25 protein-coding genes are annotated in these 21,638 nt (G+C 38.9%); 22 read left to right on the top strand and 3 right to left on the bottom strand.

Annotated features, from left to right (window positions below; translation table 11 throughout):
* Positions 1–83: 83 nt before the first annotated feature.
* From BG04_RS06720 to lysA, 8 genes are all read left to right on the top strand, one after another.
* Positions 84–704, top strand: coding sequence for a stage V sporulation protein AA (locus BG04_RS06720; RefSeq protein ID WP_016765505.1), 621 nt, complete (start codon positions 84–86; stop codon positions 702–704).
* The gene (locus tag BG04_RS06715; RefSeq protein ID WP_016765504.1) at positions 694–1,116 is read left to right on the top strand and encodes a stage V sporulation protein AB; all 423 of its coding nucleotides are present in this window, start codon (positions 694–696) and stop codon (positions 1,114–1,116) included. Before BG04_RS06720 ends, BG04_RS06715 begins: the two co-directional genes overlap by 11 nt.
* 18 nt (positions 1,117–1,134) lie before the next feature.
* Positions 1,135–1,596 (top strand): stage V sporulation protein AC, encoded by a 462-nt coding sequence (spoVAC, locus tag BG04_RS06710; protein WP_013059071.1) that lies wholly within the window; start codon positions 1,135–1,137, stop codon positions 1,594–1,596.
* Positions 1,597–1,609: 13 nt separating this feature from the next.
* Entirely contained in the window at positions 1,610–2,641 is a 1,032-nt protein-coding gene (spoVAD, locus tag BG04_RS06705) for a stage V sporulation protein AD (RefSeq protein ID WP_013084932.1), read from the top strand.
* On the top strand, positions 2,629–2,979 hold the full coding sequence (spoVAE, locus tag BG04_RS06700; RefSeq protein ID WP_016765503.1) for a stage V sporulation protein AE: 351 nt from the start codon (positions 2,629–2,631) through the stop codon (positions 2,977–2,979). The genes spoVAD and spoVAE overlap by 13 nt, the downstream gene beginning before the upstream one ends.
* 6 nt (positions 2,980–2,985) lie before the next feature.
* Entirely contained in the window at positions 2,986–3,552 is a 567-nt protein-coding gene (gene spoVAEA / locus BG04_RS06695; RefSeq protein ID WP_016765502.1) for a stage V sporulation protein SpoVABEA, read from the top strand.
* Positions 3,545–5,026, top strand: a complete 1,482-nt coding sequence (locus BG04_RS06690) for a spore germination protein (protein WP_034649016.1) — start codon at positions 3,545–3,547, stop codon at positions 5,024–5,026. The genes spoVAEA and BG04_RS06690 overlap by 8 nt, the downstream gene beginning before the upstream one ends.
* A 138-nt stretch (positions 5,027–5,164) precedes the next feature.
* Positions 5,165–6,484 (top strand): diaminopimelate decarboxylase, encoded by a 1,320-nt coding sequence (lysA, locus tag BG04_RS06685; RefSeq protein ID WP_016765500.1) that lies wholly within the window; start codon positions 5,165–5,167, stop codon positions 6,482–6,484.
* A 48-nt stretch (positions 6,485–6,532) separates the two neighbouring features.
* Here the strand turns inward: lysA and BG04_RS06680 are convergent, their stop codons facing one another.
* The gene (locus BG04_RS06680) at positions 6,533–7,408 is read right to left on the bottom strand and encodes a DUF1002 domain-containing protein (RefSeq protein WP_013059065.1); all 876 of its coding nucleotides are present in this window, start codon (positions 7,406–7,408) and stop codon (positions 6,533–6,535) included.
* Positions 7,409–7,796: 388 nt separating this feature from the next.
* Between BG04_RS06680 and BG04_RS06675 the strand changes: the two genes are divergently transcribed.
* On the top strand, positions 7,797–8,231 hold the full coding sequence (locus tag BG04_RS06675; protein ID WP_013059064.1) for a peptidylprolyl isomerase: 435 nt from the start codon (positions 7,797–7,799) through the stop codon (positions 8,229–8,231).
* A 244-nt stretch (positions 8,232–8,475) separates the two neighbouring features.
* The gene (locus BG04_RS06670; protein WP_013059063.1) at positions 8,476–8,829 is read left to right on the top strand and encodes a GNAT family N-acetyltransferase; all 354 of its coding nucleotides are present in this window, start codon (positions 8,476–8,478) and stop codon (positions 8,827–8,829) included.
* A 75-nt stretch (positions 8,830–8,904) separates the two neighbouring features.
* Here the strand turns inward: BG04_RS06670 and BG04_RS06665 are convergent, their stop codons facing one another.
* Complete coding sequence (locus tag BG04_RS06665; protein ID WP_034649019.1) at positions 8,905–9,426, bottom strand: DUF309 domain-containing protein; 522 nt, start codon at positions 9,424–9,426, stop codon at positions 8,905–8,907.
* A gap of 132 nt (positions 9,427–9,558) precedes the next feature.
* Positions 9,559–9,657: a YjcZ family sporulation protein gene (locus tag BG04_RS29570; protein WP_170836726.1), complete on the bottom strand. Its 99-nt coding sequence runs from the start codon at positions 9,655–9,657 to the stop codon at positions 9,559–9,561.
* Positions 9,658–9,855: 198 nt separating this feature from the next.
* On the opposite strand from BG04_RS29570, the gene BG04_RS06660 reads away from it, so the two are divergent.
* The 12 genes from BG04_RS06660 (at position 9,856) to BG04_RS06605 (ending at position 21,622) form a co-directional block, all read left to right on the top strand.
* Positions 9,856–10,611 (top strand): segregation/condensation protein A, encoded by a 756-nt coding sequence (locus BG04_RS06660; protein ID WP_013059060.1) that lies wholly within the window; start codon positions 9,856–9,858, stop codon positions 10,609–10,611.
* On the top strand, positions 10,608–11,180 hold the full coding sequence (gene scpB, locus BG04_RS06655; RefSeq protein ID WP_016765498.1) for an SMC-Scp complex subunit ScpB: 573 nt from the start codon (positions 10,608–10,610) through the stop codon (positions 11,178–11,180). The genes BG04_RS06660 and scpB overlap by 4 nt, the downstream gene beginning before the upstream one ends.
* Before the next feature lie 118 nt (positions 11,181–11,298).
* On the top strand, positions 11,299–12,447 hold the full coding sequence (locus BG04_RS06650) for a D-alanyl-D-alanine carboxypeptidase family protein (protein WP_034649021.1): 1,149 nt from the start codon (positions 11,299–11,301) through the stop codon (positions 12,445–12,447).
* Positions 12,440–13,039 (top strand): nucleoside recognition domain-containing protein, encoded by a 600-nt coding sequence (locus BG04_RS06645; protein WP_013059057.1) that lies wholly within the window; start codon positions 12,440–12,442, stop codon positions 13,037–13,039. Before BG04_RS06650 ends, BG04_RS06645 begins: the two co-directional genes overlap by 8 nt.
* Complete coding sequence (locus BG04_RS06640; protein WP_013084923.1) at positions 13,036–13,569, top strand: spore maturation protein; 534 nt, start codon at positions 13,036–13,038, stop codon at positions 13,567–13,569. The genes BG04_RS06645 and BG04_RS06640 overlap by 4 nt, the downstream gene beginning before the upstream one ends.
* Positions 13,570–13,655: 86 nt before the next feature.
* On the top strand, positions 13,656–14,381 hold the full coding sequence (locus tag BG04_RS06635) for a pseudouridine synthase (RefSeq protein WP_034649024.1): 726 nt from the start codon (positions 13,656–13,658) through the stop codon (positions 14,379–14,381).
* Between the two features lie 197 nt (positions 14,382–14,578).
* Complete coding sequence (resA, locus tag BG04_RS06630; RefSeq protein WP_013059054.1) at positions 14,579–15,100, top strand: thiol-disulfide oxidoreductase ResA; 522 nt, start codon at positions 14,579–14,581, stop codon at positions 15,098–15,100.
* Positions 15,101–15,112: 12 nt separating this feature from the next.
* Positions 15,113–16,735, top strand: a complete 1,623-nt coding sequence (resB, locus tag BG04_RS06625; protein WP_034649027.1) for a cytochrome c biogenesis protein ResB — start codon at positions 15,113–15,115, stop codon at positions 16,733–16,735.
* Positions 16,736–16,746: 11 nt separating this feature from the next.
* Positions 16,747–17,925: a c-type cytochrome biogenesis protein CcsB gene (ccsB, locus tag BG04_RS06620; protein WP_016765494.1), complete on the top strand. Its 1,179-nt coding sequence runs from the start codon at positions 16,747–16,749 to the stop codon at positions 17,923–17,925.
* A 349-nt stretch (positions 17,926–18,274) separates the two neighbouring features.
* Positions 18,275–18,991, top strand: a complete 717-nt coding sequence (locus BG04_RS06615; protein ID WP_013059051.1) for a response regulator transcription factor — start codon at positions 18,275–18,277, stop codon at positions 18,989–18,991.
* Positions 18,991–20,763, top strand: a complete 1,773-nt coding sequence (locus tag BG04_RS06610) for an ATP-binding protein (RefSeq protein WP_013084918.1) — start codon at positions 18,991–18,993, stop codon at positions 20,761–20,763. Before BG04_RS06615 ends, BG04_RS06610 begins: the two co-directional genes overlap by 1 nt.
* 169 nt (positions 20,764–20,932) lie before the next feature.
* Positions 20,933–21,622 (top strand): peptidoglycan DD-metalloendopeptidase family protein, encoded by a 690-nt coding sequence (locus BG04_RS06605; protein ID WP_034649031.1) that lies wholly within the window; start codon positions 20,933–20,935, stop codon positions 21,620–21,622.
* Positions 21,623–21,638 lie beyond the last annotated feature (16 nt).

Raw genomic sequence — 21,638 nt, 5'->3', positions numbered from 1 at the left:
CTGTTCAGAAACGTGAATTAGAAAATTTAAGAAAATCCATACTACACGTACAGGGAGATAATGAATCGTAAGGTGTGATATGAATGGAAAACGTTCTTTATCTTAAAATGAGACATCGTATTCAAGTAAAACCTGATGAAGCTGTAAATATTGGACAATTAGCAATGGTTATAGCAGGAGATTCTGTTCAAAAGCAAATTGAAAAGCTAGTTGTATATCAAGTAAGTATGAGTGATCGAAATATTATCATTGTTGATTTAATGAAGGTAATTGAAAAAGTTGCCTCTCGGTATCCGCATTTAGACATTCAGACGATTGGACCCGCTCAAACGATTGTAGAGGTCATGTATAAAAAGAAACAATATTCCTTTTTGTTTTTTCTAGCTGTTTGGTTTCTTCTCTTCATCGGAGCTGCTTTGGCAATTATGAACTTTCACGAAGATGTGAGCATGAGACAAGTACATCAAAAATTGTTTTACATGCTGACCGGTCTGAGAGATAAGCAGCCTTTGCTGATTCAAGTGCCTTACTCTATCGGTTTAGGCCTGGGAATGATTCTGTTTTTTAACCATGTCTTTAGAAAACGAATTAATGAAGAGCCTAGTCCTCTCGAAGTCGAAATGTTTAATTACCAGCAAGACTTAGATCAATACGTCATTATGCACGAGAATAAAGAAAGTATGAAAAAAATTGATGATCATTAACATTGTGATGACCATTGTAATTGGACTTGCGGGAGGACTGGCTGCAGGTGCTGGGTTTGTAGCATTTTTAACGGTGCTGGGCATCATCCCGCGTTTAATGCAGCTGACTAAAACCATGAAATACATTCAAGCATATGAGTGGGGAGTCGTAGGTGGTGCTGTTACAGGCGGATGGTGCAGTCTTCATCAATACACGTGGCAGTTTCCGGGGTTGCTTATTATGATCATAGGTTTAACCAGCGGTATTTTTATTGGGATGCTGGCAGCAGCGTTAACAGAAGTGCTTAATGTATTGCCGACGTTAACGAAACGAATAGGAATGGAAGGCAAGCTTATTTTATTGTTAATGGCCATTGTACTAGGCAAAGTATGCGGATCATTATTTCATTGGATTTATTTTGTTAATCAATAAGAAAAGGATGTATGTAACATGGCAAATAATCAAAAATTAAAAGATAACTATCAAGAAAGCATTAAACCATTTCAGCCTAAACCTTCATATGTGGCAAATTGCCTAAAAGCCTTTTTGGTAGGGGGAATCATTTGTACATTAGGACAGGCAATTCAAAATTTCTATATTGCATTTTTTGACTTTAATGAAAAAAATGCAGGTAATCCTACCGTTGCAACCCTTATTTTAATATCTGCGCTCTTAACCGGGTTTGGGATATATGATCGTATTGGTCAATTTGCAGGTGCAGGTTCAGCCGTTCCTGTTACGGGTTTTGCCAATTCCATGACGAGTGCAGCGCTTGAACATCGAAGTGAAGGAATTGTTCTTGGAGTTGCGACAAACATGTTCAAGCTGGCTGGAAACGTCATTGTATTTGGAACGGTTTCGGCTTACATTGTAGGAATTATTCGCTACCTTTTTAAAACTTATTTGCTATGAAAAGAGGGGGATTATGAGAAAAACTGGAAAACAAACGTGGGTTTATGAAAATCCTATTTATATTAATGCGACAGGAACAGCAGTAGGGCCAAAAGAAGCAGATGGACCGTTAGGAGAAACATTTGATATTACACATAAAGATTTGCACTGTGAAGAAGACAACTGGGAGTTGGCTGAAAGAAGACTGATGACGGAGTCCATTGATTCCTGCTTGCAAAAAATAAATTTATCCTATGAAGACGTTGATTTGTTTTTGGCTGGAGATTTATTAAATCAAAACGTAACGGCTAATTTTGTAGCGCGGCATAACCAAATTCCATTTCTATGCATGTTTGGCGCTTGCTCCACATCAATGGAAACGCTTGCAACAGGAGCAGCTCTTGTAGATGCAGGGTTTGCTAATCGTGTTATTGCATCAGCGAGCAGTCATAACGCAACGGCTGAGCGCCAATTTAGAAATCCTACCGAGTACGGAGGACAAAAACCAGATACAGCAACGGCAACCATTACGGGAGCAGGGGCAGCGCTGGTCTCAAAAGAAAAAGGTATTGTGCGTCTGACTTCTGCAACGATTGGTCGGGTAATGGATTATGGAATTAAAAATGCAAACGACATGGGTTCTGCTATGGCACCAGCTGCTGCAGATACCATTCAAAGACATTTGGAAGACTTAAACGTTGCTCCAAGCGAGTATGATCTTATTTTAACAGGAGATTTATCTGGTGTAGGAAGTCCAATCTTAAAACAGCTGCTCAAGGACGAAGGCTACGATATATCAACCAACCATAATGATTGCGGATTAATGGTATACCGTCCTGATCAAAATGTATTTGCAGGAGGAAGCGGCTGCGGCTGCTCCGCTATTGTCACGTATGGGCATATTTTAAATGAATTAAAATCAGGAAACTTAAAGAAAGTGTTTATGGTAGCAACAGGAGCTCTTTTAAGTCCAACGATGATTCAGCAAAAAGAGTCAATTCCAACAATTGCTCATGGCGTCGTCTTAGAACATATTGGGGAGGGGGATGATCAATGGAGTATGTAATAGCTTTTGTTGTAGGAGGAATCATTTGCGTTATTGGGCAGCTGCTGCTTGATCTTGCTAAGCTTACTCCAGCGCATGTTATGAGTTCGTTTGTAGTTGCAGGAGCGATTTTAGATGGATTTGGTCTTTACGATAAGTTAATTGAATTTGCTGGCGCCGGAGCAACGGTTCCAATTACAAGCTTTGGTCATTCTTTGCTGCACGGAGCGATGAAGCAAGCGGATGACCATGGATTTATCGGGATTGGGATTGGGATTTTTGAACTTACCTCGGCTGGAATTTCAGCAGCTATTTTATTTGCTTTTATTATCGCGTTAATCTTTAAGCCGAAAGGATAAAAGATTATGAAAAAAAGAAGGATCATTATTGTAACCGATGGCGATGAATATGCACGCAAAGCAATTGAGCATGTAGCTAAATCGGTTGGTGGCAGATGCATTTCGAGATCATATGGAAACCCTACTACGTTAACAGGTAGTCAAACGGTAAATTTAATCCTTCAAGCACCATATGATCCCGTCTTTGTAATGTTTGACGATAGCGGTTTCTTAGAGGAAGGACCTGGGGAAATTGCTTTGCTCCATGTAGCAAAGCATCCTCAAGTAGAAGTTCTTGGAGTGATTGCTGTTGCGTCACGTACTCATCAAAGCGAATGGACAAGAGTGGATGTGACCATTGATCGTTTTGGGGAAATATCGCATTACGGCGTGGATAAAAGCGGAATTCAAGAGTTAGAAGTCGGACGAATTAATGGAGATACAGTTTACTGCTTGGATCAGCTCGATATTCCCTTAGTTGTAGGAATAGGGGATATCGGCAAAATGGCTAGGATGGATGATGTTAAACTGGGATGTCCTATTACAGAAAAAGCAGCAAGACTTATTTTAGAAAGGAGCGGTTCGTTTGGGTAAGCTAGCAGAGCAGAAAACAGCAATTTTTTCGAAGGTACAAAAAAACGATCAGTGGTTCAAAGAAAACGCTAGTATGAACACAAGTTTTGATGTGGGCGTGCGTAAACTACTTATTTTGGATCGAGAAGTTCATGTTTACTATGTAACAGGATTATGCGACAGTTCATTTATTATTGAAATTACAAAAGTGCTCGTTCAAATTAATGATAATGAAGTTGAACGAGCAAAGCTAAAGGATATTGTTGAAAACCGTCTTATTCATCAGCAAGTCAAGCCTTTAAAGACGCTGGATGATGGAATGGTGTCGGTTTTATCAGGACTGCTATTCGTTTTAATTGACGGTGAAGAAGTTGGCTTTGAAGTCGATGTGCGTACGTATCCCGGCAGATCGCCTGAGGAAGCGGATACAGAGAAAGTGATTCGCGGAGCAAGAGATGGATACACTGAAAATATCATTATCAATACAGCGTTAACGAGAAGACGAATCCGTGACGGAAGGTTTCGTTTTGAAATTATGAAGGTAGGCGAACGTTCGAAACTGGACGTAGCGATTGGGTACATAAAGGGGGTAGCTGATCCAGGACTGGTTAAACTGATAAAAGATGAACTGGAAGCTATCGATGTAGATGGTTTGCCTATGGCTGACAAATCCATTGAAGAGTTTTTAGTCAAACAAGGAATTAATCCTTTTCCGATGGTACGCTATACAGAACGCCCTGACACAGCAGCAGCCCATGTACTAGAAGGGCATGTGATTATTATTACCGATACGTCACCAAGCGTTATTATTACACCAACTACGCTGTTTCATCACGTGCAGCATGCAGAAGAATACAGGCAGGCTCCTTCTGTCGGTACCTTTATCCGCTGGATACGATTTTTAGGAATTCTTGCATCTCTTTTCTTATTGCCGTTATGGCTGTTATTTGTACTTGAACCAGATCTGCTGCCGGCAAAATTGCAATTTATTGGGCCAAACGAAACAACAAACATTCCGACAGTTATCCAGATTTTCTTAGCCGATCTAGGGGTTGAGTTCCTGAGGATGGCCGCCATTCATACGCCGACACCGCTTGCCACGGCGATGGGCTTGATTGCTGCAGCACTCATTGGACAGATTGCCATTGATGTAGGATTGTTTGTTCCAGAAGTGATTCTTTATGTAGCTATTGCGTCCATTGGTTCTTTTTCAACGCCAAGCTACGAGTTAGCAGTGGCAAATAAAATGCTGCGATTATTTCTGTTAATTTTTGTGGCGGCCTTTCATACTCCAGGGTTTCTTATTGCAACAACGTGTATCATTCTCTATATGGTGCGTCTAAAATCATTGAATACGCCTTATTTGTGGCCGTTTCTTCCATTCAACCCGCAGGCTTTATGGCAGATTATCATTCGTACACCGGTTCCTGGAGCAAATCCGCGTCCTAGTATTGTACATCCGCAGGACAAAGACCGCCAGCCTGCAAAACCTTAAACAAAATATGTGGTTGAAACCTGTATGAAGATGTGATAGATTTGTTTTAAATATGGAAAATAATAAATATTTAGACAGTTAGCAGCGAATTGCCGTTAACTGTCTTTTTTACACTATACACAGGAACGGGGTCTAAACATGTTTTTACACGGAACAAGTCGCATAAATAAGCAGGGTCATCTTGAAATTGGTGGAGTTGATACGGTTGAATTAGCATCAAATTTTGGAACACCCCTTTACGTATATGACGTGGCTTTAATTCGGCAGCGTGCTAGAGGATTTAAAGAAACATTTGAAAAGCATGGGGTAAAAGCACAGGTCGCTTATGCAAGCAAAGCTTTTTCTACAATTGCCATGGTCCAAGTCGTTCATGAAGAAGGTCTTTCGTTAGACGTTGTTTCGGGAGGAGAACTGTATACGGCTTTAGCAGGTGACTTTCCGAAAGAACGTATTCATTTTCATGGAAACAATAAAAGCCGAGCAGAACTAGAAATGGCCGTCAAAGAAGATGTAGGTTGCATTGTAGTTGATAATTTCTATGAAATTGCATTGCTTCAGGAAATAACGGAACAGTATCAAAAAAAGATGCCTGTTCTTCTCAGGTTAACACCCGGAATTGAAGCTCATACACATGATTATATCTTGACAGGGCAGGAAGACTCGAAGTTTGGGTTTGATCTTCAAAACGGTCAAGCAGACGAAGCTGTGCGTCTTGTACAAAATAGCAAGGGGCTAGAACTTTTAGGTATTCACTGTCATATAGGATCTCAAATTTTTGAAACAACCGGATTTATTATGGCGACTCAAAAGCTTTTTGCAAAAATGAAAGAGTGGAAACAACGTATAAAATTTGTTCCGCAAGTACTAAATTTAGGCGGCGGCTTTGGCATTCGTTATACGGAAGAAGATCAGCCTATTCCTGTTTCGCAGTATGTGGAAGTTATTATAGAAGAGGTCAAAAAGCAGTCCAAACAGTTAGAGGTAGAAATTCCTGAAATTTGGATTGAGCCCGGCCGATCTCTTGTAGGAGATGCTGGAACGACCCTGTATTCAATTGGTTCTCGTAAGCATGTACCTAATGTACGTGAATATGTAGCGATTGATGGAGGAATGAACGACAATATCCGTCCTGCGCTGTATCAAGCGAAATATGAAGCGGTCATTGCCAATCGAATGAATGATGAAAGTGATGAGCTCGTGTCCATCGCGGGTAAGTGCTGCGAATCGGGGGATATGCTGATGTGGGATGTACAACTCCCAAAAGCAAACCCAGATGATTTATTAGCGATGTTTTGTACGGGCGCATACGGTTATTCTATGGCAAGTCACTATAATCGTTTGCCAAAGCCAGCTGTCGTGTTCGTAGAAGATGGAGAAGCACAGTTAGTCGTAAAACGGGAAACGTATGAAGACCTTGTAAAAAATGATGTGAAATACAAAGTGACGGTAAAAAAGTAACGAGTGATTAACGTAAAAAAGAGCCTCTTGTTCAAGAGGCTCTTTTTTTTATGAGAATAACGATTTAATAGCATTAATAATATCAACAAAGAATTGCTTTAATTTATCAAGAAATGATTGGCCTTCTTCTGACTGAAGAAATGTTGTTACTTTTTCCTTTGTCGCGGAAAGTTGGTCTTTTACTTGATTCCAATCGATGTTCATATCTTTTAAACGATTGAAAAAATCAACAAGTGTATTAAGCTCTGAATCTGTTAATTTAATACCTAAATCATCAGCCACTCGCTGAATTAACGTGCGTAAATCGTCCTTTGTTTGAGGATTTTCTTTGGCAATTTCTTCTTTAATCGTTGCCATAAACTGCGCTGCTTTTTCTTTACCGATTTTTTCACCAAGCTCAGAGGTCTGGACCATCTCTTCATTGGCTGCTTTTTTTACTTCTTCTGGGATTTTTTGATCTGTTTGAACTTCATATGCTTTCATAATACCTGTTAAAGCAGCTGTACCAGATACTTCAAATGGAGCGGTAATCTGGATTTTTGCATCTTTAACACCGGCGGTCATCAAAGCATTAATATACATGTCGTCTGTAATACCATTAATATTTTGAGTTGATACGCTTAAACCTGAATCTTTTGAACCAAGGGTAATACTAGAAGATGAAATAGCACGAGATCCAATAGTAGCCTTTGGAATAAAGTCACCTAAATATTCATGCTCTTCTTGGTTTGTCACGGTTACTGTTTGAGCATTGCTTGGTGCATCAAGGTCATTTAATACTTGTTGCTTCTGAGAGCTGGTTAAGTCCTGACCTAATGTAATAATAACATCGCCCGGAGCAGCATCTGCAAAACTTTTTAAGGGTGCGGTTAGGAATAGAAGAAGACCTAATGTCACCATCATTGCTTTTATCGTTAATTTCAAACCTTTTTCCTCCTTTAATCCCATACTTGCCCTATTATAATACGGGCAGGTCTGAAGTAACAGAGTCAATTCATCATTTTCCCATAAATCAGTCTAGAGGCGTAGATTTCTATATGAAATGAAATCTATGTATCTCTATCACTGTATTAGACGGATGATACTATAAAAAGTTTCATCTCACAACTACTATTTTTTATTTAGAGCCCTACGAGAAGAAAGTGAAGAAGTGCATTCATTGAATTCATGAGCTTGTTTGTAGTAGAATAGAGTGAGTTTATAAATGTAAGTGTTCTACTCTAGGTGGCACTTACAGCTTTTACGTTTTGCCGCTTTGATAGGGGAAACAGAGCCTATAGCGGTACTAATACATATATTGGAGGTCATTTATATGAAAAAAGCAAGTATTCTAATGGAAAATGGCGAAAAAATTCTAATCGATTTATTTCCTAACGAAGCACCAGGAACAGTAGAAAACTTTGAAAAGTTAGCTAATGAAGGATTCTACAACGGCGTAACGTTCCACCGCGTTATCCCTGGATTTGTTTCTCAAGGAGGAGACCCAACTGGTACAGGTGCTGGCGGCCCTGGCTACTCAATTAAATGTGAAACAGAAGGAAACCCTCACAAACATGAAGCGGGTTCTCTATCAATGGCACATGCTGGTAAAGACACAGGCGGCAGTCAGTTCTTTCTTGTTCATGAGCCACAGCCTCATTTGAACGGTGTTCACACTGTATTTGGAAAAGTAACAGAAGGACTTGATACAGTGTTAAAAATGAAAAATGGCGACGTAATGAAAGAAGTAAAAGTCTGGGAAGAATAAGAGCATACTGCTATAAATGGATATTAGCTGATAAAACGTCATAACAACCTTTTATAGGGGGTTACGGCGTTTTTTCTTCGCGCAACAGCTCAAAAAGCGTAATAGATTAGGTTTCTCATACACGCATGACATAGGACAAGCTTTTGTGTAATATTGCTATTTACTTATAAATTTTGTATGATAAAAGCAGTAAAAAACGCAGCGCATTAATTTGTAGGAAAGTTTGAGGACGAGGGAGAATCGTATGCTTATTCGCTATAAACGAAACTATGAAAAAATTGCCATGGGTCTTCTATCGTTTGTACCTACGGAAAAAGATTTAAAAAAACTTCAACAAACGATGAAAGAATATGAGCAAAACGAACATTGGCAGCTGTATCTTTGGAAGCAAGAAGAAGATATTATTGGGATTGTTGGCATTTCCATGCTCGATAAAAGTTTGATTGAGGTTCAACACGTCAGTGTAAACCCTTCACACCGCCAACAGGGTATTGGCAAAAAAATGATTAAAGCTCTTAAAGAAATGTACACGACTGCACAAATTAAGCCGAGTGAAATCATCGCTCCGTTTTATGAAAAGTGTCAGGCGGATGAATAAAAAAAAGCATGATTAGGTGAGGTGTGAAAGCTTCTTTCACATCTTAGTCATCATAAAACAACAGGTAGCTAGAAGCTACCTGTTGTTTTGTTTTGCCAATAAGTTCGCTTGTCTTTCCGCAATCACATCTGACCGATCTCGCGTGCTGTGACGATGAACAATCGCATCATTTTGCAGATTAGAAGCTGATAACCAGACAAGCTGTTTATCAGTGCTTCTTTGTTTGCAAGCTCGTAATAATGCTGGATCTTCAATGGGCAAGTTAATACTTTTATATGGCTGATAGGTATCGATTAAAGCTAATTGTTTGCGAAGAAGTTTAAGCAGTGAAAGATAATTAAGTCCAAGCTGCGTAATATTTTCTTCTTCCTTCGTTAAAATTGCCAGCGCCTTTTGCATCGTTCTTTTGGCTCCAGTGAAATTTTGGCGTCGATGATGATAGAGTGAAACAGCAATTTGAATAAGGCCAACCCAAATAATATTGCGGTGTCCTCTTTCGTCTTTTTTCCAGTGTTCTTCTAGCAGTTCATGACATTCAAAGTAATCCCGGTCGCCATGAAAATGAACTAAATAATCAATATAGGCTTGTGAATACAATCTTGTTCCCTCCTGGTAAGGCTCTATATGTAGTGTATCACAAAAATTAGCTATTCATCAGCGCGGTGCCTTTAAAGAGACAAACGTGCTCAAGGTATGGTGAACACGTTTGTTTTTATTCAATATGTGTGGTTAGAAGCGTAAGCAAGAACAACCAACAATAATTAATAAAATAAACAGTACAACAATTAAAGCGAAACCGCTACCGTATCCACAAGATTTTTCACCCATGCGAGTTCCTCCTTCAGCCATTTCAAAATCTTATTACCTTGACATCATATGTATGTTTGAATTTTTTGTATGGGCAAATGACCTATTTTTACGTTAATTTGTATTGGACATGTGTCTATAATCCTCTATACTAATGATAGTAACGTTATATAAAGCAGCAGAAATGATAAGCAATTGAAAAGTGTTGGTGAGATAAAAGTGGAGTATAGTGTAAAAGTAGATGCGTTTGAAGGACCTTTAGATCTTCTTCTGCATTTGATTAACCGATTTGAAATTGATATTTACGATATCCCAGTAGCGACAATTACTGAGCAATATATGATGTTTATACATACAATGAATGAGCTTCAGCTAGACGTTGCCAGTGAATATCTAGTCATGGCAGCAACTTTGCTTCAAATTAAAAGTAAAATGCTTCTGCCTACGTATGAAGAAGATATGGATGAAATTGAAATGGTCGATGAAGAAGATCCGCGTGAAGAATTGATGCAGCGCTTAATTGAATATCGAAAGTTTAAAGAAGCGGCTGTAGAGCTTCAAAAGCTGGAAGAAGACCAAAGTCATGTGTATACAAAACCTCCAAGTAATGTGCAAATAAATGCAGAAGAACGTACGCAGCCTCAGGATGAAGGATTGGATATATCACTGTATGATATGCTAAGTGCTTTTCAAAAGTTGATGAAACGAAAGCAAAATAAAAAGCCTATGCAGACGAAAATAGCAAGGCAAGACATTCCAATTGACAAGCGCATGAGTGAAATTGTGAATGAATTAAAAGCCTTTAAAGGGAAAAAAAGTTTTTATCAGCTGTTTCCTTATCAAGAGCGTGATCATATTGTTGTAACGTTTTTAGCTGTGCTGGAATTAATGAAAGAAAATGAAATCGTTGTGGAACAGCAGCACAATCTAGACGAGCTTTATGTATCGTATCGAGAAAGGAATGAAGAGGAATGACAACGAATAATCTACAGGCTATTATTGAGAGCTTGCTTTTTGTTTCTGGTGATGAAGGTCTATCTATTAGCCGGTTAGCTGAGATTATAGAAAAGCCTCATGAAGACATTCAAGGTGCTTTGGAGAGCTTAAAGCAAGAGTGTAAGTTCAGAGGAGTTACACTTGTTGAAATAGGAGGGGCCTATCAGCTTGTCACAAAAAAAGACTATGCACCATATATTGAGAAGCTCGTAGAAGCTCCCGCTAATCAATCATTATCACAAGCAGCGCTTGAAACGTTAGCTATTGTAGCGTATAAGCAGCCAATTACAAGAGCTGAAATCGAAGAGATTCGCGGAGTGAAAACGGAAAGACCTCTTCAAACTTTAATTGGAAAAGTTTTATTAAAGGAAGTGGGACGAGCGGAAGGCGCGGGGCGGGCCATCTTATACGGAACGACAAAAGAATTTTTAGGCTATTTTGGCCTTAAAAGTATCGAAGAGCTGCCGCCGCTTCCAGAAGATTTATTACAAGAAGGAACCGATCAAGAAGCAGATTTGTTTTTTCAATCGTTTCAAGAAATGAAGTGAAAATGTAAAAGAACATAGAGTTTTTTCTATGTTCTTTTTTGTATGGACAAATCTTTTCATTCATAACCAAAAAAGACGAGCATAAACTTGTACAAACAGGTAGAGGGACGGGGATGACATGAAAAGAAGCAAAAAAAGTATCATCTATCTATTTATTGTATTGCTATGTCTCAGCGGTTGGCCTTCCATATCATCTGCAGCGGGGAGCGTAAGTGCTCATAGTGCTATTTTGATGGAACAGAAATCAGGGAGAGTGTTATATGCTAAAAATGCAGATCAAGTTAGCCGAATTGCTAGCATTACAAAAATTATGACAGCAATACTGGCGATTGAATCTGGCAAAATAAATAAAACAGTTACTGTGAGCCACAGCGCAGTTGGTGTTGAAGGTTCTTCTGTGTATTTAGTTGAAGGTGAAAAAATAAAATTAAAAGATTTAGTATATGGCTTGATGCTTCGTTCAGGTAATGATGCTGCTGTAGCTATCGCAGAATCCGTTGGAGGAAGCGAAGATGGATTTGTTTATTTGATGAATAAAAAAGCAGAAGAAATTGGCATGACAAATACAACATTTCAAAATCCGCACGGATTAGACGATCATGAAAATCATCGCTCAACCGCGCACGATATGGCTCTGCTCATGCGCTATGCAATGAATAATAAAATTTTCAAAGAGATTTCAGGAACAAAAGTCTATCGAATGAAGCATCCTGAAGAGAAATGGGATCGAGTGTGGAAAAACAAAAATAAACTGCTGACAACACTATATGCATACTGTACTGGCGGAAAAACAGGGTATACAAAATTAGCAAAACGAACGCTTGTGACAACTGCTACAAAAGATGGAATGGATTTAATTGCCGTAACGATTAATGCTCCAGATGATTGGAACGATCACATTTCCATGTATGAAAATGCATTTGATAAATATGATATGACCAGTTTAGCTTCAAAAGGAGAATTGGCCGATATAAAAAATTCTTTCTATAAAGATCAGCTGTATATTAAACGAAATGTCGTCTATCCGCTCACAAAGAAAGAACAAAGCTCTGTAGAAGTAAAAACAACGTTAATTCAGCCTAAAAAGCAGTGGAAAGAAACAGGGGAAGTTCCAAATGTGGTAGGAAAGCTCGATATTTATAGAAGTGGAGAGACGATTGACAGTGTTCCAATTTATTTCGAAAAGCAGTCCGAGCAGCAAAAAGGTTTTTTTGATAAAGTGAAGCGATTAATGTTTATTCAGTCTGGAGCCAAAACAGATGGTTAATATTATTTGGATGCTGCTGACCATTATCGGAATTGTTTTTGCGATTATAAATGGAAAAATTGGTGATGTAAACAAAGCAATTTTTCAAGGAGCAGGCGAAGCAGTGACCATCAGCATTGGGTTAATCAGCGTGCTGGTCTTTTGGTTAGGGATGATGAATATTGCTCAAAGTGCAGGGCTTCTCGACAAGTTAGCGAAACTGTTTCGACCCATCATTACAAGACTTTTTCCTGATGTTCCAAAAGATCATCCGGCCTTAGGGTATATATTGTCCAATATGATGGCGAATATGTTTGGGCTCGGGAATGCGGCAACTCCTCTTGGCATTAAAGCGATGGAGCAGCTTAAAAAGCTAAACGGCGATAGAGACGAAGCAAGCCGTTCTATGATCACACTTTTAGCACTTAACACAACCAGTTTAACACTTATACCAACCACAGTTATTGCCATTCGGATTACGTATAACTCGGCTAATCCTACTGAAATTGTCGGTACCACGCTTTTAGCAACTGTTGTAGCTACGATAGGAGCTATCATCATTGATCGCTTCTTTTATTATCGACGTACACGAAAAGGAGGAAAACGAAAATGACTATGCTTAATCAAGTATCATTGATGTTTATTCCTCTTATCGTAGGATGCATTTTACTTTATGGAACCTATAAAAAAATTCCTACGTATGAAAAGTTTGTAGAGGGAGGGAAAGACGGATTACAAATTGCTTTTTCCATCATTCCTTACTTAGTCGGCATGTTAGTGAGCATCTCTATTTTCCGGGCTTCAGGAGCGCTTGATTTTTTCTTATCTGTTTTAAAACCTATGCTGCAAGCAGTCGGCGTTCCGGCTGAAATTGTACCTTTAGCTCTTATCAAACCAATATCTGGAACGGCTGCTCTTGGTATCACGACGGATCTAATTTCTACATACGGACCTGATTCTTTTATCGGTCGTTTGGCATCGACCATGCAGGGAAGTACAGATACCACATTTTATATTTTAACGGTTTATTTCGGAGCGGTTGGCATTAAAAAAATGGGAGATGCGCTGAAGGTTGGTCTACTGGCAGATTTGGTAGGAATTATTGCCTCAGTTGTCATTGTAATCCTTGTGTTTGGCCGGTAAGAAATCGAAAATTCTACCTCTGGGTGGCAAATACACTTGTGTATTACTTCGTAAACAAGTAAGATGTTACAAGAGGTGAAGTGTTAATGGAACGATTACAAAAAGTGATTGCTCACGCAGGTGTAGCATCAAGACGTAAAGCTGAAGAATTAATCGGCCAAGGCCGAGTGAAAGTAAATGGAAAAGTTGTAAGAGAATTGGGCACGAAAGTAGGTCCTAACGATAAAATTGAAGTAGACGAAGTGCCTGTAGAAAGCGAAGCGCCCGTTTATTTTATGTTATACAAACCAAGAGGCATAATTTCAGCTGCTAACGACGACAAGGGAAGAAAAACAGTCGTTGACTTCTTTCCACATGTAGAAGAAAGAATTTATCCAATTGGACGTCTAGACTATGATACGTCGGGTTTACTTCTTTTAACAAACGACGGTGAATTTGCTAATCAGCTAATGCACCCTAAATTTGAAGTGGACAAAGTGTATGTGGCTAAAATTAAAGGAATTCCAAGTCGTGAAAAAATCAGACAGCTGCAGCGCGGTGTGATGCTAGAGGACGGAAAAACAGCACCAGCTCGTGCAAAAGTTCTTTCTATTGATAAAAGCAAGCAGACGGCGATTGTGGAATTGACGATTCATGAAGGGAAAAATCGTCAAGTACGTCGCATGTTCGATGCAATTGGGCATTCTGTCTTAAAATTAAAACGTGAACGCTACGGACCTTTAGATTTACGCGGATTAAATGCAGGAGAAGCTCGTGAGCTTACAGCGCATGAAGTCAAACAATTATATTCAATGTCTCAAACAGGTAAGTAATTTTCACTTACCTGTTTTTTTTATGAAAAATGTCGTGAATTAGAAAAACAAGCAAGGTTTTTTGAAAAAATGTCGAACTTGTAGAATGAGAGGAAGACTTCACAGAAACGTCGAAATATTATTGGAAAGCCACTACCACAAAAATGATATAATGGTAGAAAAAAGCGTATTGAAAGCGGTTAAAAGGAGTTCATGCCATGAAAAAAAAGCGCTTGATTATTCGAACAGTTATATTGGCAGTTTTGCTGTGCGCGGTTGGATATACCCTTTATGCTCAATTTTTTGCTGATAAACAAAAGGTATCAGTAGGAGATAAGGCACCTGACTTTATATTAAGAGATGTTAATGGAGAAACTCATCAGCTATCAGATTACAAAGGCAAAGGAGTTTTTTTGAATTTTTGGGGAACATGGTGCAAGCCCTGTAAACAAGAGATGCCGGCTATGGAAAAGCAGTATGCATCATATAAAAAGCAAGGTGTCGAAATTCTAGCTGTTAACGTTGCAGAAACGAATATAGCAGTAGAGCAATTTGCTAAACAGTATGAGCTATCTTTTCCGATTTTGATGGATAAAGATTCACAAGTGTTGGGTGCATACGGAATAGATCCTCTGCCGACTACATTTTTAATTGATAAAAACGGAAAGATTGTAGACAGTTTTATTGGGGGATTGGAAGAATCTAAAATAAAAGAATATATGGAAGAAATTAAACCATAGGGAGTGTTGACAATGAAACACGTAAAATGTGAATGTGGACACGTTAACCCGCATGGTACGATTTTGTGTGAAGCCTGTGGTAAGCCGATTGCAGAAGAAACAACTGATAAATTAGTAGATATGCGTTATGAAGGAAGCGCAAGGCGATCGCAAACGTACAATAAAACAGTTATCGATAAAATATGGAACTTTTTCTCTTCTGTAAAAGTAGGTATTTGGATCATTATCGTGACGCTTGTTGCGTCTGCAGTCGGAACCATTTATCCTCAAGAAGCTTACATACCTCCTAATGTGACAGCAGATGAGTATTACCAAAAGGAATATGGATGGACAGGAGAGCTTTATTATAAGTTAGGTTTTCATCATCTCTACGAATCGTGGTGGTACTTGCTTTTAATTGCTGCTTTAGGAATGTCGTTAGTCATTTGCAGTTTAGATCGAGTAGTGCCTTTGTACCGAGCTCTAAAAAGGCAGAGTGTAACAAAACATCCAAACTTCTTAAAAAGACAGCGTTTATATACCACTTCATCATCGTGGACGGATCAAGATTATGAACATGTAAAAAGTATGCTTAAAAAAAGAAGATACTCTATTCGTGAAGAAAACGGCAATCTGCTGGTTGAAAAAGGACGCTTCTCAAGATGGGGTCCATACGTTAATCATATCGGTCTCATTATCTTTTTACTAGGTGCTATGCTTAGGTTTGTACCAGGTATGTATATAGATGAAGTTCTTTGGATCCGTGAAGGTGAAACAAAAGTTATTCCTGGGACGAACGGAGAGTATTTTTTGAAAAACCATCGTTTTACTGTTGAAATGTATGATAAAGATAGCGAAAACGCTGTGTTTCAAGAAGCAATTGATCGTGCAGGGAATAATAAAGTAGCCAAAAAATATGAAGCGGATGTTAGTCTGTATAAGCGCGAAGGAAAGCTTATACCGGGAGCAGATCCAAAGTTAAAGAAAATAAAAGATTCAGAGATTCGTGTGAATCAGCCGCTTAAGTTTGAAGGATATGCCATGTACCAAGTGGATTTCAAGTTAAATGAATTTAGCTCTATGTCTTTCCATTTAACAGATAAAAATGCAAATAGAAACGTTGGTTCACTTACAGTAGATTTACATAATCCAAAAGAAACATATGATCTAAAAAACGGATATAAAGTCAAGCTCATGAGTTACTTTCCAGACTTTTTCTTTGATGATGAAGGAAATCCAAATACAAAGACCAGAGTGCCTAACAATCCGGCTTTTGTATTTAAAATGATTACCCCTCAGCATAAAAAAGGTGAAGTTGCTTTTGTTGGAATTAGAGAGAACTTGGAGCCCCTAGGAAATAACGATTATAAAATGACCTTTGCTGGTGTGGAAACGAAAAATGTAACGGGATTAACTGTTCGCAGAGACTATACGCTTTGGTTTTTAGGAGTTGGCGGAGCCATCTTTATGATTGGTGTAATTCAAGGGATGTATTGGAATCATCGCCGCATGTGGATTCAAAAAGTCAATAATGAGATATGGTTGGCCGCACATACAAATAAAAACTGGTATGGGCTTAAAAAAGAACTAAATGGTTTATTAGAATCAACATCCCTTACACAGCTGAAGGACCAAAATGATAAAGAAACAAAATAGGAGGAAAAAGCATGGATTACGCGAGTATAAGTAGTAATTTACTGTATGTGGCGTTTATTGCTTATTTAGTTGCAACCTTTTTTTTCGGAGGAGCTATTCGAGATAAGAGAGCAGCTCAAAAGAAAACAAAGTGGGCAACGTTTGGAATTGCGGTTACCATCATCGGCTTTATTGCACAGATTGGCTACTTCATTACAAGATGGATTGCATCAGGCCACGCTCCTGTTAGTAATTTATTTGAATTTACGACGTTTTTTGGCATGATGCTTGTTGGCGCATTTATTGTTATTTACTTTATTTATCGTCTTAGCATGCTTGGACTTTTTGCATTGCCGGTGGCTCTTTTGATCATTGCTTATGCAAGCATGTTTCCAACTGAAATTACGCCGCTGATACCGGCTCTGCAAACGAATTGGCTGCATATTCACGTTACAACCGCAGCTACGGGTGAAGCCGTGCTTTCTATTAGCTTTGTTGCAGGATTGATTTATTTAATCAAAACGATTGACCAATCCAAGCGAAATAAAAAAGCATTTTGGCTGGAATTCATCCTGTATACGCTTATTAGTACTCTTGGGTTTGTAGCGGTGACGCTGGCTTTTAATGCGGCACACTACGAGTCATCATTTAATTGGATTAATAAAAGTGGAGAACAAGAGCAAGCCGTGTATCATATGGTTCCGCTAGTGGGGCCGCATCAAAGTGAATGGACAGATGGGAACGATATACAGCCGCTTATTGATATGCCCGCTATTATCAATGCTAAAAAATTAAATACGGTCATTTGGTCGTTAGCTGGTGGATTCGTCTTATATTGGCTGATTCGTCTTATTTTACGGAAGCGAATTGGAGCTGCGCTGCAGCCGCTTGTGAAACAGGTAAACAGCGACTTGCTTGATGAAGTAAGCTACAGAGCAGTGGCGATTGGATTTCCTATTTTCACACTAGGAGCACTTATTTTCGCTATGATTTGGGCTCAGATGGCCTGGACGCGTTTTTGGGGGTGGGACCCTAAAGAGGTGTGGGCGCTGATCACCTTTTTATTTTACGCCGCTTTTCTTCATCTTCGGCTGTCGAAAGGGTGGCACGGTGAAAAATCAGCTTGGCTGGCAGTTGGCGGATTTGCCATCATTATGTTCAACTTAGTGGCTGTGAACCTAATTATTGCAGGTTTACATTCATATGCGTAACCTTTAATAATAGCATAGAGCCTGAAACGAAGATATTTTAGTTGAAGAAAGATCCGAACGAATGAGCTTCTTGATGGAGAATCTCATTCGTTCGGATTTTTTCATTGAGATGGTGAACGCAAAGTTCGTGTATGTAGGTGCTTATAGCCGTGGAACAAGCGATCCCTACTAGCTTCTTTATTTTATTTATTCAGCTGTAGATTGCATGGATTTCGTTGCGTCTCAACCTCTTTTTGGTAAAAACAGCTGTTTTTCGTAAAGGTGTTCACGAATTGTCACATTGTTTGGGTATCATAAGTAGAACTCGCTGGTTTTTTTTTGTACACTAAGACTAGGAGGTTGAAAATACATGCAAAACGAACAAAGATTACTGCTAGTAGACGATGAAGATCGCATTAGACGATTGTTAAAAATGTACTTAGAAAAAGAAGGATACATCATTGAAGAAGCAGCAGATGGGCATGAAGCAATCGAGAAAGCGTTACACATAGACTATGATTTGATTGTATTGGATTTAATGATGCCCGGCATAGATGGTATTGAGGTTTGTAAACAAATTCGGGAGAAAAAAGCAACTCCTATTATCATGCTTACAGCCAAAGGGGAAGAAGTAAACAGAGTCCAAGGGTTTGAAGTAGGTACAGATGATTATATCGTTAAGCCGTTTAGCCCAAGAGAAGTGGTTCTTCGCGTAAAAGCACTGCTTCGACGTTCCTCTCAAGCAACGTTTATTCAACCAGAAACGAGCGTGAAAAATCTTATCGTCTTTGATCACTTAACGATTGATAATGATGCACATCGCGTTACAGCAGACGGAAAAGAAGTTAACTTAACTCCAAAAGAATATGAATTATTATGCTACCTTGCAAAAACGCCAGATAAAGTATATGACAGAGAACAGCTGCTGCGTGAAGTATGGCATTATGATTTCTTTGGAGATCTTCGTACGGTAGATACGCACGTCAAGCGTTTGCGTGAAAAGTTAAATCGTGTATCGTCACAAGCGGCGAAAATGATTGTAACCGTATGGGGAGTAGGGTATAAATTTGAGGTTGAAAATAACTGATGTTTTGGAGAAGTGTAGTTGGTAAACTATGGTTTACTATCCTATTGCTCGTCACGCTTGTTTTATTTATTTTGACTATTTTATTGCTTCAGTTTTTTGAAAATTATCATGTTGTAGATGCAGAAAACCGTTTAACTAAAACAGCTGCTAAAATCTCTACCATTGTGCAGGAAACGGACGATGAAAAACTAGGACTATCCATTGCTCGTGAACTTGCAGACCAAGCAAGTGTAGTTATTGTTCAAGACAAAGATTTTTATTGGCATTCCACCCATCCTGATAAAGAAAATAAGAAAGCTATTTCGGCCATTGTTAAACAAAACGATCAGCTAAATCAAGTGGTTGAAAAAGGTAAAGTAATACGGGAAAAAATGTACATGACCACAAAGAAAGACACGAGTGATGAACCTTTAATGTTTGTTGTCGGTGTACCTTTAATGAAAGATAACAAACCGACAGGCGGCGTTTATTTGTATCAATCTCTTTCTGAAATTGAAGAACCCGCTCAGTATACGACTAAGTTCATTTTATTGGCTGCAGGTATTGCTATTATTTTAACTACTATCTTTGCTTTTTTCTTATCCACTCGAATTACAGCGCCTCTTAGAAAAATGAGGCAGGCGGCATTTGAAGTAACAAAAGGCAACTTTGATACAAAAGTACCTATTTTAACTCACGATGAAATTGGAGAGTTAGCGATTGCTTTTAATCAAATGGGCAGGCAGTTAAAGTTTAACCTCAATGCGCTTAATCAGGAAAAAGAGCAGCTTTCAAGTATTTTAAGCAGTATGGCAGACGGTGTTATTACGTTTAGTAGAGACGGATCGATTTTAATTACCAACCCCCCAGCGGAGCATTTTCTTCAGACTTGGTATTATGAGCAGGATGTCAACAATCAGCAGGTGCCGGAGCTTCCAGCAAACGTTGTCCATTTGTTTCAAACGGTAGTAGAGACTGAAACCGAGCGAAGTGCAGAATTGAAAATTCAAGGGAAAACATGGGTCATTTTAATGTCACCGCTCTATAATCAAACGAAAATTCGCGGTGCTGTAGCCGTACTACGAGATATGTCTGAAGAGCGTAAACTTGATAAATCGAGAAAAGATTTTATTGCAAACGTGTCTCATGAATTGCGTACACCTATTTCTATGCTTCAAGGTTATAGTGAAGCTATTATTGACGATATTGCAAGTACGGATGAAGAAAAGAAAGAAATTGCACAGGTGATTTATGATGAATCACTCCGTATGGGCCGGCTTGTAAATGAACTTTTAGATTTGGCGCGAATGGAAGCGGGACATGTGCAGCTTCACTTAGAATCTGTAGCAATGGTTGAATTTACAGAACGTGTTTTGCGTAAGTTTCAAGGGTTAGCTAAAGAAAAACATATTAAATTGTCTCTTAATGGAAAAGTAGAAGATGAATTTGAGGCGATGATTGATTCAGACCGTATGGAACAAGTGCTGACAAACTTAATTGATAATGCTATTCGTCATACGGATGACTACGGAGAAGTAAAGCTGCATCTTGATAAAAGTCAATCCGAAATCCATCTTTCTGTTCAAGATACAGGAGCAGGCATTCCGAAAGAAGATCTTCCATTTGTATTTGAACGATTTTATAAAGCGGATAAAGCCAGAACAAGAGGGAAGTCAGGAACTGGTCTTGGGCTTGCAATCGCCAAAAATATCGTGGAGGCACATCAAGGGATCATTGCGGTTGAAAGTGAATTAAATGAAGGAACAACTTTCTTTATCAAACTGCCAAAGTAAACACATGCTAAATAACAGCTTGTTCGGCTGAAATAATAAGAATAACAAAGAGATGTGATTCAGTGGAGAATCACATCTCTTTGTTTTTTCTATAAACAAGTCTAAAAGAGAAGGAATTGGCATATAGTATGTTTTGTGTGCAATGATCTACATAGGAGGTTCTTTCTTCATGATTGACGTGTTAAGAAGAATATTGGTTGTATTAGTAATGGGATTGTGTATAGGTCTTTTATTTTTGGGCGGGCAAATGGTAAAAGCAGAAGAGAAGCAGTGGGAGTGGCCGGTTGAAGGAGTCTTAACTGATATATTTGGTTCACGTCACGCCAAACACTTTGGAATTGATATAGCAGCACCTGTTGGTACACAGGTGTATGCTGTTGCAAAAGGAGTGGTGAGCCGCTCTTATTATTCAAATACATATGGACAGGTTGTTTTTATCAAACAAACAAATGGATACGAAACGGTCTATGCTCATCTAGAGGAACGTTTTGTTGCAGAAGGAAATCGTGTAGCCGCAGGTCAAAACATTGGACGAGTTGGCAATACAGGGCGATCTTCAGGTGCACATTTGCATTTTGAAGTTCATCAAGGAAGGTGGAATCCGGATAAAACCAATGCAGTAAACCCACTTGCCAAATTGGACAAGCAAAAACTATCTGCATACGTAAAAAGCGATTTAGCTGCCACGGTTTTTCAGCAGTTACATCAGACTTCTGATAACTGTATTCTTATCCATCAAGGAGATACATTATCTGAGCTTGCAGTCAAATATGAAGTAGATATGGATCAGCTAAGAAAGTGGAATCATTTAGAAAATACGATGTTAAATGCAGGACAAGTGTTAAAAATAAGTCCATAAAAAAAAGAGCCGCTCA

Origin of the sequence: Priestia megaterium NBRC 15308 = ATCC 14581 (assembly GCF_000832985.1) — a bacterium.
Classification (GTDB): Bacteria; Bacillota; Bacilli; order Bacillales; family Bacillaceae_H; genus Priestia; species Priestia megaterium.
Note: the sequence above shows the minus strand (reverse complement) of the source record. Positions and strands in the feature narration are given on the sequence as shown.

What these genes read in the sequence shown, in the direction of transcription:
- BG04_RS06720 (WP_016765505.1), top strand. Translation starts at nt 84, where the DNA reads ATGGAAAACGTTCTTTATCTTAAAATGAGACATCGTATTCAAGTAAAA.
- BG04_RS06715 (WP_016765504.1), top strand. Translation starts at nt 694, where the DNA reads ATGATCATTAACATTGTGATGACCATTGTAATTGGACTTGCGGGAGGA.
- spoVAC (WP_013059071.1), top strand. Translation starts at nt 1,135, where the DNA reads ATGGCAAATAATCAAAAATTAAAAGATAACTATCAAGAAAGCATTAAA.
- spoVAD (WP_013084932.1), top strand. Translation starts at nt 1,610, where the DNA reads ATGAGAAAAACTGGAAAACAAACGTGGGTTTATGAAAATCCTATTTAT.
- spoVAE (WP_016765503.1), top strand. Translation starts at nt 2,629, where the DNA reads ATGGAGTATGTAATAGCTTTTGTTGTAGGAGGAATCATTTGCGTTATT.
- spoVAEA (WP_016765502.1), top strand. Translation starts at nt 2,986, where the DNA reads ATGAAAAAAAGAAGGATCATTATTGTAACCGATGGCGATGAATATGCA.
- lysA (WP_016765500.1), top strand. Translation starts at nt 5,165, where the DNA reads ATGTTTTTACACGGAACAAGTCGCATAAATAAGCAGGGTCATCTTGAA.
- BG04_RS06675 (WP_013059064.1), top strand. Translation starts at nt 7,797, where the DNA reads ATGAAAAAAGCAAGTATTCTAATGGAAAATGGCGAAAAAATTCTAATC.
- BG04_RS06670 (WP_013059063.1), top strand. Translation starts at nt 8,476, where the DNA reads ATGCTTATTCGCTATAAACGAAACTATGAAAAAATTGCCATGGGTCTT.
- BG04_RS29570 (WP_170836726.1), bottom strand. Translation starts at nt 9,657, where the DNA reads ATGGGTGAAAAATCTTGTGGATACGGTAGCGGTTTCGCTTTAATTGTT.
- scpB (WP_016765498.1), top strand. Translation starts at nt 10,608, where the DNA reads ATGACAACGAATAATCTACAGGCTATTATTGAGAGCTTGCTTTTTGTT.
- BG04_RS06650 (WP_034649021.1), top strand. Translation starts at nt 11,299, where the DNA reads ATGAAAAGAAGCAAAAAAAGTATCATCTATCTATTTATTGTATTGCTA.
- BG04_RS06645 (WP_013059057.1), top strand. Translation starts at nt 12,440, where the DNA reads ATGGTTAATATTATTTGGATGCTGCTGACCATTATCGGAATTGTTTTT.
- BG04_RS06640 (WP_013084923.1), top strand. Translation starts at nt 13,036, where the DNA reads ATGACTATGCTTAATCAAGTATCATTGATGTTTATTCCTCTTATCGTA.
- BG04_RS06635 (WP_034649024.1), top strand. Translation starts at nt 13,656, where the DNA reads ATGGAACGATTACAAAAAGTGATTGCTCACGCAGGTGTAGCATCAAGA.
- resA (WP_013059054.1), top strand. Translation starts at nt 14,579, where the DNA reads ATGAAAAAAAAGCGCTTGATTATTCGAACAGTTATATTGGCAGTTTTG.
- resB (WP_034649027.1), top strand. Translation starts at nt 15,113, where the DNA reads ATGAAACACGTAAAATGTGAATGTGGACACGTTAACCCGCATGGTACG.
- ccsB (WP_016765494.1), top strand. Translation starts at nt 16,747, where the DNA reads ATGGATTACGCGAGTATAAGTAGTAATTTACTGTATGTGGCGTTTATT.
- BG04_RS06615 (WP_013059051.1), top strand. Translation starts at nt 18,275, where the DNA reads ATGCAAAACGAACAAAGATTACTGCTAGTAGACGATGAAGATCGCATT.
- BG04_RS06610 (WP_013084918.1), top strand. Translation starts at nt 18,991, where the DNA reads ATGTTTTGGAGAAGTGTAGTTGGTAAACTATGGTTTACTATCCTATTG.
- BG04_RS06605 (WP_034649031.1), top strand. Translation starts at nt 20,933, where the DNA reads ATGATTGACGTGTTAAGAAGAATATTGGTTGTATTAGTAATGGGATTG.